This is a genomic window from Cytobacillus sp. FSL W7-1323 (assembly GCF_038595015.1).
GTDB lineage: Bacteria > Bacillota > Bacilli > Bacillales > Cytobacillaceae > Cytobacillus > Cytobacillus kochii.
Genome location: NZ_CP151998.1, coordinates 3,272,230 through 3,288,736, shown reverse-complemented (window position 1 = coordinate 3,288,736; position 16,507 = coordinate 3,272,230). Strand labels below are relative to the sequence as shown.

Genomic DNA, 16,507 nt, shown 5'->3' with positions numbered 1-16,507 from the left:
TTGAAGTCATTGTTTCTCTTTTGTTAATCACGATTGTACTTACTGCGTTTATTTCTGTCTTTATCAATGCAAACGGACAAATAACAAGAGCGGAGAATGATTTTACTGCATTACAACTAGCAGAGAAAGCATTAATAGAGGGAAAGTGCGGTCAAGAAACTGTTGATATAAACGACCAAGAATATGTTATTAAGGTGATTCAGAAGATGGTAGAAGAAAAAGCAATACTGAAGGTTACTGTCTCTACTGGAAAGGAAGGAGATGAGCCTTTAGAGGAACTCTATGGTATATCACAACTTGAAGGTGAGGGTTCAAGGTGCAAGTAAAGGAAAATGGCGAAAAGGGGTATGCACTTGTTACTGTTCTCTTGCTTATATTGTTGCTATTTATTATCATCCCACCGCTTTTGTTAGGTGTCCTTCAATCAACCAAACAAATCACACAAAGTCAATTTGATATTCAACATCGTCGTTTGATTGAAGTAGGAGTAACCCTATTTGCTACCCAAGAAGGGAACAAGGCAATTGCGCTATCTGACCATCACTGTGTGGTTTTCGCTACAGATACATCTTGGGTTGAGATAGAGGATGAGACGAGTGCTTGTAAATGTGACAATGCATTGGATATAGAAGGGTTAGGTATAATCCCTATTTATAAAAATAAGTGCGGATCTGCAATGGCATTCGTACATGAAGGTGAAGAAAAATGAAAGCAAGAATAATTCTAACAAGTATTGTACTAATTCTTCTGCTCATCATCGTTTGGCAGTATGTTGCTCATGCCACTCCTCCTTCTATTTATTCAAGCAAAACGAAAGTGGCAGATGTGGTCATTAAAGGTTTAAGTGAAGGAGAAATAAAAAGTAAGTTACTGCAAAAAATAGAACAATGGCGAAATAAAGCACAAATAAAGGTTGCCTACCTTGATGAAGAATGGATACTTGACCCGCAATTATTTCGCTTTAACGTGGAGGATACTGTTGAAGAACTAACAGAAGGAACAAATAATCCACTTTTTGTTGAATATGATAAGCAATTATTTTATGAGCGTGTAGAAGAATTATTTTCACAATTGACGTTGAATGAAGAAGAGATGAATAAAATCTATGAGGACATTGTAGATAAAGTTAGTAGATTAGAAACATCCTATAATGTGCAAATAGAGGAATACTTACCTGTAACACTTGTACAAGAACCACTCGCTCAAGTTGTACTACAAGTAGATGCTGATTGGAGTGGCTATACCCAATCCATTGCTATCGATAATCGTTCCCTTTTCTCTGTGTTAGATCAATTCGGTGAGGAAAATGATCTACATATAATAGCAACAGGCATTTATCAACTTACCTTACATACGAATTTTTCCATTGAAGAAAGATACATTCAAAATAAGCAGCCAAGCTTTACTGAGGCAGGATATGAAGCTTACGTGGACAATGATTTCAAATTCTACAACCCTAATACTGTCAATTATACAATCAAAATAGAAGAGAACAGGGGGAGGATGTATTTTACTTTAATGGGGCCACCATTTATTTATGATTATGAAGCCGTAATAAAAGAGATGGAGCAAATTGAGCCACTGACAAAGGTATATAACCAAGAAGGGTTAGCAGACGGTGTGAAAATGATTGAAGAGGGTGCCGTAGGTATACGGGTTGTCATTGAGCGCCAGAAGCGAAAAGGTATGTTTATAGAGACATTTGCTAGATTGAAAGATTATTATCCCCCCATATCTACAATTGAATGGAGAGGTGACGGTAGGGAAGATGAAGAGAACAAAAAAGTAACAAAGGATTCTAATGAAGAAAGTGAACCGCGTGATGATTTATGGGGGATAGAGGGCGAAAAAATGGAGAAATAAAGGAGGAAATCTCTTGCGCAAAAAATTAGGTGAATTATTAATAGATGCCGGTGTTATCACCCATGAAGCATTAGAGAAGGTATTACGGGAAAAGAACAAGAGTCAAAAGCTCGGGGATGCCTTACTACAAAGCGAATTAATAACGGAGAAACAACTCATTCAAGCGCTCGAATGGCAATTGGGCATTCCTCATGTGGACTTAACGGCTTATCCAATCAATCCCTCAATTTTGCAATTTATCTCAATGGAAGTGGCGAAGAGAAATCTTGTCATTCCTTTAAAGCTTGAGGGTGACCATCTCCTCGTGGCGATGGCGGACCCACTAGATTACTATACAATTGATGATCTTCGATTAACAACAGGGTATAAAATTCATCCAGCCATTGCTGCTAAAGATGATATTGTTCGTACGATCCATCGCTATTATCGAGATGAACCTAAAGAAGAAGTGGCAGCTGGGAATGAAAGGCAAGGAAAGCAAAGAAGTAGAAGGAATGCACCGATTATCCAGTTAATAGATCAATTATTAAGTAGTGCCATTGCCATGAAGGCTAGTGATATTCATATAGATGCACAAGAAAGCAGTGTTGTTATTCGCTTTCGCGTTGATGGGTTATTACGTCGAGAGAGGGAATTAGCGAAATCAATCCAAAATGAACTATTTTCAAGAATTAAAATCATGGCAGAGATGGATACAACCGAGCAAAGAATAGCACAAGACGGACGTATCAAAATACCAATTGATTATCGCACGGTCGATATAAGGGTGTCTATTATTCCGACGGTTCATGGGGAAAAAGCGGTATTAAGAATATTAGATCGGCAAGAGCGGCTTATGAAGTTTGAACATCTTGGCTTTCAAAAAGAATATTTAATGCAAATAAGGCAGATGATTCAGCAACCGGCAGGTATTGTACTAATTACAGGACCAACTGGTGCCGGAAAAACATCTACCTTATATGCCGCCTTGCATGAAATGAATAAAGAAGAAGTCAATATTATTACGATTGAAGACCCTGTTGAACAAATTCTAAAAGGAATCAATCAGCTACAAGTTCATAAGCAAGTGGGGATGACCTTTGCTAGTGGATTGAGATCTATATTAAGGCAAGACCCAAATATCATCATGATCGGTGAAATAAGAGATCAAGAAACAGCTCAAGTCGCTATAAGGGCAGCTTTAACAGGGCATCTCGTTTTAAGTACTCTCCATACAAATGATAGTGTGTCAACGGTGATGAGGTTAATCGATATGGGAATTGAACCTTTCCTAGTGAGCTCAGCATTAAATGGTGTGGTTGCTCAAAGATTGGTACGCAAAGTCTGCCTTGAATGTAGGGAAACCGTTACACCTACTTCGTATGAGCAAACGGTATTTGCTAGCAAAGGAATTGAACCTGAAAACTTACAAAGAGGGAGAGGGTGCAGTCATTGCCAGATGACAGGGTATAAAGGGAGAATCGCTTTACATGAAGTTTTTACATTAAACGACGTTTTGCGAAAAATTATTACTACTGATCATGATACTACTACATTAAAAATCGCAGCCAAGAAAGCTGGGATGAGAAGCTTATTAGAAGACGGATTGCATAAAATCTCTCAAGGACTGACGACTTTAGAGGAAGTGTTAAAAGTAACGATGTTAGAGGAAGGGGGGAGTTTGGGAAATGAAAATGATAGATTTGTTAACGAGCGCGTATAACAAACAGGCATCTGACTTACATATTAGTGTAGGGACTCAACCGATTATTCGTATCAATGGTGTGCTAGAAAGAATCACAGAGGAAATATTAACACCACAGGCGACAGAGGAGATGGCTAAAGAGATCATTCCTATTCACCTTTGGCAAAAGTTTAAAGAAAAAGGGGAATTAGATTTCTCATATGGCATTCCTGGTTTATCCCGTTTTAGAGTCAATGCTTATCATCAAAGGTCATGTATAAGCCTCGCAATTCGTGTTGTTCCAGTCAGCATTCCAACATTGAATCAGCTTTCTTTACCGCCGGTGTTAGCTAAATTAGTTGAGCAACCACAAGGGCTTTTCTTAGTGACGGGACCAACAGGTAGCGGCAAATCAACAACATTAGCAGCTATTATTCAACAAATGAATGAAACTTTTTCTAAGCATATTATCACTTTAGAAGATCCGATTGAGTATTTACATAAACATCATCGGTCAATTATTAATCAGAGAGAAGTCGGTTTTGATACACAAAACTTTGCCAACGGGTTGCGGGCTGCATTAAGACAAGACCCTGATGTCATATTGGTGGGTGAAATGCGTGACCTTGAAACGATTCAAACAGCGATTACAGCTGCTGAAACGGGTCATCTCGTTCTAGGCACATTGCATACATCTAGTGCTCCTTCAACAATTAATCGTATGATTGATGTTTTTCCGGCTGACCAACAAACGCAAATTCGCTTTCAACTTTCATCCGTCTTAGTAGGGGTTTTTTCACAGCGACTCTTGCCTTTAAAAACGGGTACCGGTCGAACGGTAGCTACTGAATTATTAGTGAATACAGCAGCAGTAGCTAACCTTATTCGTAACGAGAAAATCCATCAGCTCATCAATGTGATGCAAACATCAAGAGAGATTGGCATGCATACACTAGAGACAAGCGTAACGAAATTATTACAAAAACAGCTCATCTCTCCGGAGGTGGCTTCTCCCTTTATAAAAGAAAGGAGACGTCATGGCTAGATTCTCCTATGTCGCTAAAAGCTTAAAAGGAAAGCGGACAGGAATCATTCATGGCTGGACAAAAAAAGAGGCGGTCACTAAATTAGAGCAAAAAGGATTTCGGGTTATCGAATTAAATGAAGTGAGAGAAACATTCTGGACAAAAGATATTGCCATAAAAAAGGGATTAAAGACAAGTGTGCTTGTAGTGTATTTGAGGCAATTCGCTGCCCTTTTACAAGCTGGAATTACAGTAATTGAGGCAACAGATATGTTAGCAGAGCAGACGGAAAATAAACGTTTAAAGCAAGCATTATTAAGTATGAGAGACACTTTGGATGAAGGAAAGCCTCTATCGGCAGCAGTAAAAGAACACCCTGATTTGTTTCAGCCTTATATGATTCATATGATACATGCTGGAGAAGCCGGGGGGATGCTAGATGATGTCGTACGCCGTCTGGCCGATTATTACGAAAAACAAAATCAGCTAAAAAACAAGGTTTTATCTGCCCTAGCCTATCCTATTGTTGTCAGCATCATTGCTATTTTTGTTGTTCTATTTTTAATGCTACAAGTGGTGCCGACATTCGTTCAAATGTTCGCAGGCTTCAATGCAGAACTTCCAGCCATTACGATATTTGTCCTTCGTATTAGTGACTACCTTACGATGAACTGGTATATGATTCTCTTTTTCTTATTCGTGCTTGTACTCACGATTTTACTATTTCGTGATCATAAACTCCTTAGAGGTTGTAGAGACTGGTTATTGTTACGTACCCCATTTATCGGAAGAATGCTTATTATTAAAGAGGTCGCTTTATTTACGAGAACATTATCAAGCTTGTTAATCAGTTCTGTATCGATTGTAGAAGCACTTAAAATAGTGGAAAGAATGGCTTCCTTAACGGTAATAAAAACTATTCTACAAGATGCAAGTCTCAGTATTGAGACAGGAAGATCATTAGCGAAGCCGATGAAGAATCGTCTGCTACCTCCATTGCTTTCACATATGATTGCCGTTGGTGAAAGAAGTGGTTCCTTAGATGAGATGCTTGAAAAAGTAGCTGATTTATATGATAGTGAAATCGATCAGACAACCGAACGGATGAAAGCGCTGCTTGAACCGCTTATGATTATCATCTTAGCACTTATCGTCGGTACAATCGTTATCAGTATCGTTGTGCCTATGTTTGATATTTTTAATCATGTTGAATAATATCTACCATTTAGAGGAAAAAATATCTATTTATTTCACAGAAAAATAGTATAATATACTTAGGTAATTATACCTATTTTAAATAAAAAGATAGAAAGGTAGATGAACATGTTGAAAAAATGGAAAAAACAGTGTAAAAATGAGCGAGGGCTAACGCTTGTTGAATTATTAGCAGTTGTTGTCATCCTTGGTATACTAGCTGCCATTGCTGTGCCTAGTATCGGAGGATTGATTGATAATAGTAAAAAGGATGCTCACGTCGCCAATGCAAGGCAGATGATTAGTTCAGCTAAATTAATGGTAGCTTCAGAGGATGTTATTCAAGAGAACAATGGAAATAAAATAATATACTTAGCTGATATAGAGGAATCTGGTTATTTGGAAAAGATGGATGATCCAGATAAAGTTAAAAATGGATATAAAAGAAATAAAAATAAAAATGGTTCCTATGTTGAAGTTGAAAAAGATAAAAGCAATATCACATACAAAGTTTTCTTAACAAACGGAGAAAGATCAGTTTCTGATGGAAATAATGAAGCCGTTCTAGAATCTGACTTATCTAGAGAAAGTGTTAAGGAATAAAGTTAGGAGGTCAATCACATACTACTAATCTACTTATTTATCATAGGCCTCATCCTCGGCTCCTTTTACAATGTTGTCGGTTTGAGGGTACCTGTGAAAAAATCGATTGTAAAACCGCGGTCAGCTTGTACTGACTGCGGCCATAACTTACAAGCGTATGAATTGGTGCCAGTGTTATCTTATTTATTTCAGCGCGGGAAATGTCGTCACTGTGGTGTGAGGATCTCGCCCTTATATCCTATTGTTGAACTGTTAACAGGGCTGTTATTCGTGCTTGCGCTTGTCACGTTAGGTTGGACGCCAGAGCTTTTGTTTGCTCTAACGTTGATATCTTTATTTATGATTATTTTCGTTTCGGATATTCAATATATGTTAATACCGGATCGTATTTTGTTAAGTTTTGCAGTCATTTTTATAATAGAACGATTGATTTGGCCACTTTCACCTTGGTGGGATAGTTTAGTAGGTTGCGCTATTGGCTTCTTTTTGCTTCTTGCCATTGCAGTTGTGAGTAATGGTGGGATGGGCGGTGGTGATATTAAACTGTTTGCGTTATTAGGGTTTGCTCTTGGTGCAAAGCTTGTCTTGTTAACCTTTTTCCTTGCGACGATTTACGGCGCTGTATTCGGTTTACTAGCTATGCTAGTAGGCAAAGTTAAACGAGGCAACCCCATCCCCTTTGGTCCCTTTATTGCAGCTGGAGCGCTTTCTGCTTACTTTTTCGGCAAAGAAATATGGCTGTATTATTTACAAATCTTCTAGTTTAGACAAAGGAGTTTAAATGATGGCTTTATCTTTCTTAAGAAAAAGCTTTTGTAATATAGTCATAGAGGATGATTGCATTCGCTATTGCCAAGTGAACAAGCGGCAGTTTCCCTATGGTACAAAGCTAGCAGTGAAACCTATTGCAAAAGGAATCATTGAAGAAGGAAAAATAATAGATGAAACGGGGTTATCCTTAATCCTCCAAAGCTGTGTGGAAGACTGGCAGCTTCATCGGAAAAAAGTTAGATTTATAGTTCCGGATGGACAAAGTGTTGTAAGGTCAGTAGTTATTCCTGATGAAGTGCCTGCAAAGCATATTCATGGATATTTGGATATGGAAATAGGGGCTAGCATTCATTTACCATTTCAACAACCAGTATTTGATTATCACCTCATGCCTAATAAAGAGGTGAATGAAGAGAAACGTGTGTTGTTAGTTGCTGCGGAGGAGACGCTCGTTCATCAGTTTGAACAAGTAATCGCTCAAGCTAATGTTTACCCAGAAGAAGCAGAGATCACAGCATTATCTTTATGGAGGTTGAGCGCCTATTTAGGATTAGCAGAGGATAATGAGAGTGTTGTTATCATTCATTTTGAAAAACAAGGTGTTCATATCTCTATCATTCATCATGGCATTCCTATGCTTGTTCATTATTTACCCTATGATGACAATATAGAATTAACCAATGATGATTATTTATTTACCGAAGTGTATCGTGAAGTGGATCGATTACAAGATTTTCATTTTTTCACCCTTCAACAAACCAATCATGCAACTACAAGTGTTTTATTAAGTGGTGAAAATATTATACATAGTTTTCAGTTGTTTTTAAGTAGTAGAATGACAAGCCGTATAGCTATTGTTGACGCTAGGAAAATAATGGATGATGAAACGATTGTACCTTCGATGAATAAGGTGCTGGGGTTAGCGTTAAAGGATGTGCTTTAAATGACGGTCAATATAAATTTGTTGCAAAAGCAAAAGCCTTTAGTTAACCCAACTTTTATAGTTATCTTGTTGGTCATCCTGCTGCTACTCTTAGCTTCGATTTTCGTAGGAGCCTACAAAATAAAAAGAAGTATCCAATCAAGTGAGGAAGAATTAGCGTATATACAAGTTGAAATAATAGAGCAAACAGAAATGTCGAATGAGAGAGAGCAATCACAATCGCTAGAAGAGTTAATGAATGCAACAACTTGGCTAGAACAAGAACGCGTGAATATCACCGGGTTTTTATCTGAATTAACAGCTCTTTTGCCAACAAGAGGCTATATTCTTTCGCTGCAGCTATCGAACAAAAATGAGGTTGAGATGCTTGTTCAATTTGATACACAAAGAGAAGCAGCTTATTTATTGCACAGTATTAAACAAGCTGATTGGTCTATAGATGCGTCTTTAGCAACGATTAATGAACAACAGGCAGCTGAAATGGAACGGTCTCGTTTTGAAGCAAGTTACTCCTTCACGTTTGATCCCTCTTATTTCTCAATTGTAGAGGAGGAAAAACGTTGACTGTGTTCAAAGGAAGTAAATATTGGTTGTTGGTAATTGTTTTATCCATGCTTATAACAGTTGTATTAACCTACGTTCTTTACTTATACCCACTCAAGTTAGAGGAATCGGCCATAAAAAAAAGGGTCATTACAGAAGAAGCACGGTTAAATAGCTTAAAGGAACAAGGCTCTTCCGCAACGGTATCACAGACAGAACAATGGGAAGATGCTCAACTACATCTACCTATCGAGCCATTAGAAGAACAGTTTTTATTATTATTAGATGAAGCGGCAACGGTCAATAAGATTCAGCTTACACAAATGGCCATTAATGTTGAAAGAGTTCATTCGGATGAGACGGCAAATAGTGAAACAATCAATGATATTTCGACAACATCAGAAGAAGGTATTGTTGAAGTAAAGTTGCCCAATGGATTAGAAAAGACCGTCATTAGCATGCACTTGCAATCTCAAAGCTATGAGGATTGGCTTTCATTCACAGAGGAATTACAGCATCTAGAGCGGTATACAACCATTGAATCAATCGAAATCACCCAGGTGAAAGATGGTATAAGAGATTACACTATGGTTGTATCAGTTTATCATTTTCCTACCGCTATTGATTTAAAAGAAAATGATCCTAAAATCGTCAATGATCAAGCTGCTGGCAAGTCCTATCCTTTTGAAGATAGAGACTGATGCCTTTCTTTGACAAAGTTTTTATCCATGATGGAATTTGACGAAATCATTCTGTAACAAGACGACAAAAGTCTTGTTATTTTTTTTTTCTCCTATGATAAAGTGATGAAAATAATAGTAAAAGGTAAGAGGGAGGGAAGTGGACAAAGATGGACAAGCATAATGGAAAGGCGAGAACAATCACAATAAAATTAAATCAGGACGGGCAACCGAAGCATAAAGAAGAAGGTGTAAAGGAGCAAGCGGCCACAAAGGAAAATGAAGCGGAGGATCAATTTGATTGGATTTTACCAAGTGGAGAAGAAGAAGTAGATTGGGAGAAAGAACTTGCAGATAGAGAAAAAGTGACGAAAAAGAAAAACAAATACAGTAAAAGCACAGCTAAGAAAAGTAGTTTTAAACAAATGAAATATCAATTAAACCCGTCGATGTTTTTTACCATTCTGTTTGCTGTTGTTATCGGAACGGGATTTGGGTTGGTAATGTTAAATGTTCTCGATAAAGGGGAAACGGCAGAAGGAGGCGCAGCAAGTTCCCAAGTAGGTGCATCAGGAGCAGTAACTGCGGGTAGTGAGACGGCAGAATTACCTGCTTTAGATACGTTTATCGTCCAAGGAGGTGTTTTTACTACCAAGGATAGTGCAGAGGGTATCGCTGCTTCGTATAAGGAAAAAGGCATTCCTACATTTATCCACCAGAATCAAGAACAATATACACTTATCATCGGAGTAGCAGCTACAAGTGAAGCGGCTAAGACTATGAGTACCCAATTAGAAGGTCAAGGTGCAGAAGTGTTTGCTAAAGAGTATACGATTGATGGTGCTAAGGTAGAAGGTTTAACTGCAGAAGAAAAGAAAATCTTAGAGCTCTCACCCCAAGTGTATCAATTATTGACAGGTGAAGCGTCCCCTGAACAAATTAATGCATATTCAAGTACGTTAAATGAGATTAATCAAGGACTGAACCATGAAGACCTAATAGCATTAAAGGATAAAATGCTTACTGCTCTAAAAGCTAATAACGGAAAGGACGCTCAACAGGCAGCCTTAAATTTCCTACAATCATATACGGTCATCGTTCAAACTTAAAAGTTTCTTAGTATATTATTTTCTGGGGAATAATTTAATTTTATTTCTAATTGAATCTATGAAACACTGATTTCACTGTCTATATTTATTTTTAGCAGATTACCTCTCTTTAGCTCGATTTTCTTCGGGCTATTTTTTGTGGGAAATTCATATTATTAGATGATTTAAAATTGTTAATAGGTGGATTGTTTGATACGATAGAGAAGTATCTCCCAATTTGAAATACGATGAAAGTAAGGTGAACCACATGCAAACACAAACCCTCATACTCGCTTCCACTTCTCCTCGTAGAAAACAGCTACTTGAACAAATAAATTTATCTTTCAAAGTAAAAGGCAGTCATGTTGATGAGCAGTTTGAAGCCAATTTAAAGCCGGATGAAATTGTGCAAGAATTGGCGGAACGAAAAGCGAGAGCAGTCTACAATAACGAAAGTGATACTTTTGTTATTGGCTCAGATACGGTTGTTGTCCAAAAAGGCGAGGTTTTAGGCAAACCGATTGATGAAGATGAAGCGTATCTTATGCTTAAGAACCTATCGAACGGTACACATGAAGTGTACACAGGTGTAGCGATACTAACAGCTAATAAAATAACTCGTTTTTCTGTTGTTACAAAAGTTGAATTTTGGCCGCTTTCAGAAGAAGAAATCTATGCCTATATCCAAACGGGTGAGCCTTTTGACAAAGCGGGGGGCTATGGGATCCAAGGAATTGGTGCAACACTTGTTAAACAAATACACGGAGACTATTTTGCTGTGATGGGATTGCCTATTTCACAAACGATTAGAGAGTTGCGCAAAATGGGCTATTCACTTCCTCACCATTTGTTTGGATAATGAAAAAGGAGGAAAGGGATGCATACGGAAAGCTTAATGATTAAAGACTTCCCTCAAGATGAAAAGCCGAGGGAAAGGTTAATGCAGAGTGGACCAGAGAGCTTATCCAATCATGAACTAATAGCTATTTTATTGCGGACAGGGACAAAAAATGAATCTGTTTTGCAGCTGTCCAATCGCTTGCTAACAAAGTTTGATGGATTGCGTTTATTAAAGGATGCTTCCCTTAGCGAAATTACCGAAGTGAAAGGTATTGGCCAGGCAAAAGCCATTCAAATCATGGCAGCTGTAGAAATCGGCAGAAGAATGGCTAATTTAACCTTCGATGAAAGATACAGCATTCGTTCACCAGAAGATGCTGCTAATTATGTGATGAACGAAATGCGTTTTCTATCTCAGGAACATTTTGTTTGTCTTTATTTAAACACTAAGAACCAAGTTTTAAGCAAGCAAACCATTTTTATTGGTAGCTTAAATGCCTCTATTGTTCACCCACGAGAAGTGTATAAAGAAGCTTTCAGACAGTCTGCCGCCTCGATTATTTGTCTGCATAATCACCCCTCTGGCGATCCGACTCCAAGTAGAGAAGATATTGATGTGACGAAAAGGCTAACTGAATGTGGTAAAATAATTGGGATAGATATTCTCGATCATATTATCATTGGTGAAAAGAAATTTGTCAGTTTAAAGGAAAAAGGTTATATCTAGCACTATGTTTTTATTTGACGATACGATATAATATTGTTTATGATTTTTTAGGGGAAGTATAGTATTTTACCTATCATTTTTTTAAGAATGAGGGACTGTCAGATGCCCTATTAAATAAACCTTATTTTAAAAATCGTATAGTATCAGAAAGGGAGATACAGGAATGTTTGGATTTGGTACAAAAGACCTTGGGATAGATTTAGGAACAGCAAATACACTTGTGTATGTAAAAGGTAAAGGAATCGTTGTTAGAGAGCCATCGGTCGTGGCACTTCAAACTGATACGAAACATATTGTTGCCGTTGGGAATGACGCTAAAAATATGATTGGTCGTACACCGGGAAATATCGTGGCATTAAGACCAATGAAAGATGGCGTAATTGCTGATTATGATACGACAGCAACAATGATGAAATATTATATGAAACAAGCGAATAAAAATAAGGGCATTTTTTCAGGTAAACCGAATGTTATGGTCTGTGTACCATCTGGCATTACTGCAGTAGAAGAAAGAGCTGTAGTAGATGCAACTAGACAAGCTGGTGCAAAGGATGCATTTACCATTGAAGAACCATTTGCAGCAGCAATTGGTGCGAATTTACCTGTATGGGAGCCGACAGGAAGTATGGTTGTGGATATTGGTGGTGGTACAACTGAAGTGGCTATTATTTCTTTAGGGGGAATAGTTACAAGCCAATCAATCCGCATTGCTGGGGATGAAATGGATGATGCAGTCATTAATTATATCCGTAAAACTTATAATTTAATGATTGGTGACCGAACTGCTGAAATGATTAAATTAGAAATTGGTTCTGCTAGTGAAGCGGAAGGTGTAGAAAACCTTGAAATCCGTGGGCGTGATCTTTTAACTGGATTACCAAAAACAATTGAGATTACAGGTGATGAAATTTCAAAAGCATTAAAAGATACGGTATACTCTATTGTTGATGCTGTAAAAGTAACATTAGAAAAAACACCGCCGGAGTTAGCAGCTGATATTATGGATCGTGGCATTGTTTTAACAGGTGGAGGAGCGTTGTTACGCAATTTGGACAAAGTGATTAGTGAAGAAACAAAAATGCCTGTTCTTATTGCTGAAAATCCACTGGATTGTGTGGCGATTGGTACCGGTAAAGCATTAGATCATATTCATTTATTTAAAAATAAATCTAAAGACTCTCGTTAAGAATAGTGACCTACAGAAAAATTAGGCATTAGTGGCTGTCATTAATGCCCAGTTTTTCAAGTTTTTTTGCATAAAATATAACAATCGAGGTGTTTAGCATGCCACAGTTCTTTCTGAATAAACGCCTGATTATTTTGCTTGTAAGTATCATTATTCTCGTATCGTTGATAGGCTTTTCTTTAAGAGAGAGAGATAGTGTTACATGGCCAGAACAGTTTTTGAAAGATATGACAGGATGGGCGCAGAACATTGTTGCTGGTCCAACACAGTACATTGCTGGTTTCTTTGAAAATGTTCAAGACTTGCAAAATACATATGAAGAAAATAAAGAACTGAAATCTAGATTAGATAAACTAGCATTTTTAGAGGCAGAGGTACAATTGTTAGAAAAGGATAATGCTGAGCTTCGTGAAATACTAGAAAAAGAAGATAGTTTAACCGACTATGAACCTATACAGGCTACAGTAATCGGTAGAAATCCTTTAAGGTGGGAAGAAAAGCTTACCATAAATAAAGGAACCAGAGACGGTATCGAGGCAAATATGGCGGTTATTACAGCCAATGGACTGATTGGTAAGGTGAAAAGTGCACAAACCTTCACGTCCACGATTCAGCTGGTGAGTTCTAAAGATCCAACGAACCGTATTTCAGCTGTTGTTCAAGATGGTGAGAAAAAAGAAGAAACTTTTGGTTTAATTGAAGGCTACGATGAAAAAACAAAACGTTTGCTTATGACGAAGATACCTTATGATGCAAAAGTAGAAAAAGGGCAAATGGTAGTGACATCTGGTTATGGTGGAGTATTCCCTAAAGGCTTGCCAATTGGAAAAGTTGTTGAGGTTACACCTGCGGAATATGGCCTTACACAAACTGCTTATATTGAGCCGAATGCGGACCTATATGACATTCAACATGTGATGGTAACAAAACTTAACAGCATTAATCCAGAGATTCAAGAAGAGCTTGAAGAATTAAATGAGGAGGAAGAAAGTTGAGAAAATATCTTCTCCCTCTCTTATTTATTTTCTTATTCGTCATTGAAAGTACATTTGCCCTTATGGTCGCTCCAACAGAGATGTTTGCAAATGAGAGATGGCTTATCCCGCATTTTTTACTTGGAGCGATTATGCTTTTAGTTATTTTTGGCTCGAGGAAGCTAGGTTTACTTTATGCTTTTATTTTTGGATTGCTGTTTGACATTGTTTATACTGAAATTATCGGTATTAACCTATTTTTATTTCCAGTTGTCACTTATATTGTGTATCAACTAATGAAGATCTTACAGAATAACCTTATTGTGACGACAATCATTACTCTTTTTGGTGTAGCATTAATGGAGCTAGGATCTTTCGGGGTCAACTATATTATTAGTATTACAACAATGGGATTCTCGGATTTCATCTTTATGAGATTCATTCCAACACTTATATTGAACCTCATTTTTATCGTCATAGTCATTTTTCCATTGAAGAAATATTTTGAAAGATATGTTGAACGACTATCGTTATAATGTTAAGTCTGTTCTAGTCAATAATGAAGGAAAACGAAGAAATAAAGTTGAATGACTGTTTGCAGGCAACTTTAGAAACCGGTTATCCGGTTTCTTTTGCCATATAATTATTCTTTTCAACCAGAGTGAAGATTGAGTTTGCAAGAAAAAAGGATTTTGCAAACTGATGTCGAATTTATTCCTACAATATGTATTGAGAATCAGAATGAGGCGAGATAACAGAATGGATCTGTTCTTGTCTTTCTTGAGGTGAACATCTTGAAATGAATAAAAGACAAAATGTAACGATGAAGGGCACAAAGGATGGGATTACACTCCATCTTGATGATGCCTGTTCTTATGAGGAACTTAAAAAAGAGTTAAATCATAAATTAATAGAGAGTAGTAAAAGTCAAGAAGATAAATTGATATCTGTCCTTGTACATACAGGTAATCGCTATTTAACCTCCTCTCAAGAGGAAGAGATAAAAGAGTTAATCAGGCAAAAGAAAAATCTTGTTGTGGAGTCTGTGCTTTCTAATGTACTGACAAAGGATGAGGCTGAAAAGCAAAAGCAAGCAAATGAAATCGTCTCTATAACAAAAATTGTTCGGTCAGGTCAAGTGATTGAAGTCCCGGGGGATTTATTGCTCATTGGAGATGTAAACCCTGGAGGAACAGTAAGAGCTGGTGGCAATATTTTTATTATGGGCGAGCTAAAAGGAATTGCACATGCGGGTTACTATGGTAACCAGGAGGCTGTGATATCAGCTTCTATTATGAGACCGACACAGCTTCGAATTTGTGATAGTATCACTCGTGCGCCTGATGAAAAACAAGATGAGAACAGTCGCGAAATGGAATGTGCTTATATGAATGAAGAGCAGCAGATCATTATCGACAGACTACAAGTATTGGTACATGTAAGACCAAATATATCGAATTTGCAAGGGGGATTCTAGAGTGGGAGAAGCGATAGTCATTACATCCGGAAAAGGCGGCGTTGGTAAAACAACAACATCTGCAAATATTGGTACAGCATTAGCCCTGCAAGGAAAAAGAGTGTGCCTTGTGGATACAGATATTGGACTAAGAAATCTTGATGTTGTTATGGGCCTTGAAAACCGTATTATTTATGATTTAGTGGATGTAGTTAAGGGGCGTTGTAAGATGCAGCAAGCCCTTGTGAAGGATAAACGCTTTGATGATCTTCTTTATCTCCTGCCTGCGGCACAAACAAGTGATAAGAACGCGGTTGACCCGGACGAAATGAAAATATTAATAGACGATTTAAAGCAGGATTTTGATTATATTATTATTGATTGTCCTGCGGGAATTGAACAAGGCTATCGTAATGCCGTTTCAGGAGCAACAAAAGCGATTGTTGTAACTACACCAGAGGCAACAGCGGTACGCGATGCCGATCGCATTATCGGGTTGTTAGAGCAAGAAGATCATATCGAACGTCCAAGGTTAGTCATTAATCGTATCCGACCACAACTCATGAAAAACCGTGATACGATGGATATTGATGATATTACGAGACATCTCGATTTAGAATTATTAGGCATTGTAGCGGATGATGATCAAGTGATTCGGGCGACAAATCAAGGAGAACCCATCGCAATGTATCCAAATAATATCGCATCTATTGCTTATCGAAATATTGCCCGCAGAATTCTTGGCGAATCTGTACCACTTCAACAACTTCAAGAAGAGAATACCGGTGTTTTTACAAAGATAAAGAACTTCTTCAAAGTAAAATAACAAAAGAAATCCTTAGTGAACTGTTGTCACTAAGGATTTCTTAATATTTGACATGGGAAAAGAAATAGGACTATGGAATATTCTGCTGATAGTAATAAGTAGTACAGCAAACGGTCCAAATGCAC

19 protein-coding genes are annotated in these 16,507 nt (G+C 37.6%); all 19 read left to right on the top strand.

From position 1 onward, the window contains the following. The first annotated feature begins 20 nt into the window (after window positions 1–20). The 19 genes from MKX67_RS16655 (at window position 21) to minD (ending at window position 16,382) form a co-directional block, all read left to right on the top strand. Window positions 21–326, top strand: coding sequence for a hypothetical protein (locus tag MKX67_RS16655; RefSeq protein WP_233435216.1), 306 nt, complete (start codon window positions 21–23; stop codon window positions 324–326). After that, window positions 317–709 (top strand): hypothetical protein, encoded by a 393-nt coding sequence (locus tag MKX67_RS16650; RefSeq protein WP_095372388.1) that lies wholly within the window; start codon window positions 317–319, stop codon window positions 707–709. Before MKX67_RS16655 ends, MKX67_RS16650 begins: the two co-directional genes overlap by 10 nt. Further along, window positions 706–1,863, top strand: a complete 1,158-nt coding sequence (locus MKX67_RS16645; RefSeq protein WP_322909638.1) for a hypothetical protein — start codon at window positions 706–708, stop codon at window positions 1,861–1,863. The genes MKX67_RS16650 and MKX67_RS16645 overlap by 4 nt, the downstream gene beginning before the upstream one ends. Window positions 1,864–1,876: 13 nt before the next feature. Then, a complete protein-coding gene (locus MKX67_RS16640) occupies window positions 1,877–3,565 on the top strand; it encodes an ATPase, T2SS/T4P/T4SS family (RefSeq protein WP_322909637.1) in 1,689 nt (562 codons plus the stop codon). Then, a complete protein-coding gene (locus MKX67_RS16635) occupies window positions 3,531–4,571 on the top strand; it encodes a type IV pilus twitching motility protein PilT (protein ID WP_095372391.1) in 1,041 nt (346 codons plus the stop codon). Before MKX67_RS16640 ends, MKX67_RS16635 begins: the two co-directional genes overlap by 35 nt. Continuing rightward, the gene (locus tag MKX67_RS16630; protein WP_322909636.1) at window positions 4,564–5,766 is read left to right on the top strand and encodes a type II secretion system F family protein; all 1,203 of its coding nucleotides are present in this window, start codon (window positions 4,564–4,566) and stop codon (window positions 5,764–5,766) included. Before MKX67_RS16635 ends, MKX67_RS16630 begins: the two co-directional genes overlap by 8 nt. A 108-nt stretch (window positions 5,767–5,874) precedes the next feature. Then, window positions 5,875–6,348 (top strand): type II secretion system protein, encoded by a 474-nt coding sequence (locus MKX67_RS16625; protein WP_095372393.1) that lies wholly within the window; start codon window positions 5,875–5,877, stop codon window positions 6,346–6,348. An 18-nt stretch (window positions 6,349–6,366) separates the two neighbouring features. After that, window positions 6,367–7,110 (top strand): A24 family peptidase, encoded by a 744-nt coding sequence (locus MKX67_RS16620; protein WP_095372394.1) that lies wholly within the window; start codon window positions 6,367–6,369, stop codon window positions 7,108–7,110. 22 nt (window positions 7,111–7,132) lie between these two features. Then, window positions 7,133–8,062: a pilus assembly protein PilM gene (gene pilM / locus MKX67_RS16615; protein WP_157733923.1), complete on the top strand. Its 930-nt coding sequence runs from the start codon at window positions 7,133–7,135 to the stop codon at window positions 8,060–8,062. Then, complete coding sequence (locus MKX67_RS16610; protein ID WP_095372396.1) at window positions 8,063–8,626, top strand: hypothetical protein; 564 nt, start codon at window positions 8,063–8,065, stop codon at window positions 8,624–8,626. Then, window positions 8,623–9,306, top strand: coding sequence for a hypothetical protein (locus MKX67_RS16605; protein ID WP_095372397.1), 684 nt, complete (start codon window positions 8,623–8,625; stop codon window positions 9,304–9,306). Before MKX67_RS16610 ends, MKX67_RS16605 begins: the two co-directional genes overlap by 4 nt. Before the next feature lie 149 nt (window positions 9,307–9,455). Beyond that, window positions 9,456–10,394: an SPOR domain-containing protein gene (locus MKX67_RS16600; RefSeq protein WP_095372398.1), complete on the top strand. Its 939-nt coding sequence runs from the start codon at window positions 9,456–9,458 to the stop codon at window positions 10,392–10,394. A gap of 247 nt (window positions 10,395–10,641) precedes the next feature. Then, window positions 10,642–11,232, top strand: a complete 591-nt coding sequence (locus MKX67_RS16595; protein WP_095372399.1) for a Maf family protein — start codon at window positions 10,642–10,644, stop codon at window positions 11,230–11,232. A gap of 18 nt (window positions 11,233–11,250) precedes the next feature. Beyond that, entirely contained in the window at window positions 11,251–11,940 is a 690-nt protein-coding gene (gene radC / locus MKX67_RS16590; RefSeq protein WP_095372400.1) for a DNA repair protein RadC, read from the top strand. A gap of 163 nt (window positions 11,941–12,103) precedes the next feature. Beyond that, window positions 12,104–13,126, top strand: a complete 1,023-nt coding sequence (locus tag MKX67_RS16585) for a rod shape-determining protein (protein WP_095372401.1) — start codon at window positions 12,104–12,106, stop codon at window positions 13,124–13,126. A 98-nt stretch (window positions 13,127–13,224) separates the two neighbouring features. Continuing rightward, on the top strand, window positions 13,225–14,121 hold the full coding sequence (gene mreC / locus MKX67_RS16580; protein WP_095372402.1) for a rod shape-determining protein MreC: 897 nt from the start codon (window positions 13,225–13,227) through the stop codon (window positions 14,119–14,121). After that, a complete protein-coding gene (mreD, locus tag MKX67_RS16575; RefSeq protein WP_095372403.1) occupies window positions 14,118–14,636 on the top strand; it encodes a rod shape-determining protein MreD in 519 nt (172 codons plus the stop codon). Before mreC ends, mreD begins: the two co-directional genes overlap by 4 nt. A 263-nt stretch (window positions 14,637–14,899) precedes the next feature. Continuing rightward, entirely contained in the window at window positions 14,900–15,577 is a 678-nt protein-coding gene (gene minC / locus MKX67_RS16570; protein ID WP_095372404.1) for a septum site-determining protein MinC, read from the top strand. 1 nt (window position 15,578) lies between these two features. Then, the gene (gene minD / locus MKX67_RS16565) at window positions 15,579–16,382 is read left to right on the top strand and encodes a septum site-determining protein MinD (RefSeq protein ID WP_342488469.1); all 804 of its coding nucleotides are present in this window, start codon (window positions 15,579–15,581) and stop codon (window positions 16,380–16,382) included. Window positions 16,383–16,507 lie beyond the last annotated feature (125 nt).

Bases quoted from the DNA above. Each gene is read 5' to 3' on its own strand.
- MKX67_RS16630 (WP_322909636.1), top strand. From the start codon at position 4,564: ATGGCTAGATTCTCCTATGTCGCTAAAAGCTTAAAAGGAAAGCGGACA.
- MKX67_RS16645 (WP_322909638.1), top strand. From the start codon at position 706: ATGAAAGCAAGAATAATTCTAACAAGTATTGTACTAATTCTTCTGCTC.
- MKX67_RS16585 (WP_095372401.1), top strand. From the start codon at position 12,104: ATGTTTGGATTTGGTACAAAAGACCTTGGGATAGATTTAGGAACAGCA.
- mreC (WP_095372402.1), top strand. From the start codon at position 13,225: ATGCCACAGTTCTTTCTGAATAAACGCCTGATTATTTTGCTTGTAAGT.
- MKX67_RS16600 (WP_095372398.1), top strand. From the start codon at position 9,456: ATGGACAAGCATAATGGAAAGGCGAGAACAATCACAATAAAATTAAAT.
- minC (WP_095372404.1), top strand. From the start codon at position 14,900: ATGAATAAAAGACAAAATGTAACGATGAAGGGCACAAAGGATGGGATT.
- MKX67_RS16595 (WP_095372399.1), top strand. From the start codon at position 10,642: ATGCAAACACAAACCCTCATACTCGCTTCCACTTCTCCTCGTAGAAAA.
- pilM (WP_157733923.1), top strand. From the start codon at position 7,133: ATGGCTTTATCTTTCTTAAGAAAAAGCTTTTGTAATATAGTCATAGAG.
- MKX67_RS16635 (WP_095372391.1), top strand. From the start codon at position 3,531: ATGAAAATGATAGATTTGTTAACGAGCGCGTATAACAAACAGGCATCT.
- MKX67_RS16610 (WP_095372396.1), top strand. From the start codon at position 8,063: ATGACGGTCAATATAAATTTGTTGCAAAAGCAAAAGCCTTTAGTTAAC.
- radC (WP_095372400.1), top strand. From the start codon at position 11,251: ATGCATACGGAAAGCTTAATGATTAAAGACTTCCCTCAAGATGAAAAG.
- MKX67_RS16625 (WP_095372393.1), top strand. From the start codon at position 5,875: ATGTTGAAAAAATGGAAAAAACAGTGTAAAAATGAGCGAGGGCTAACG.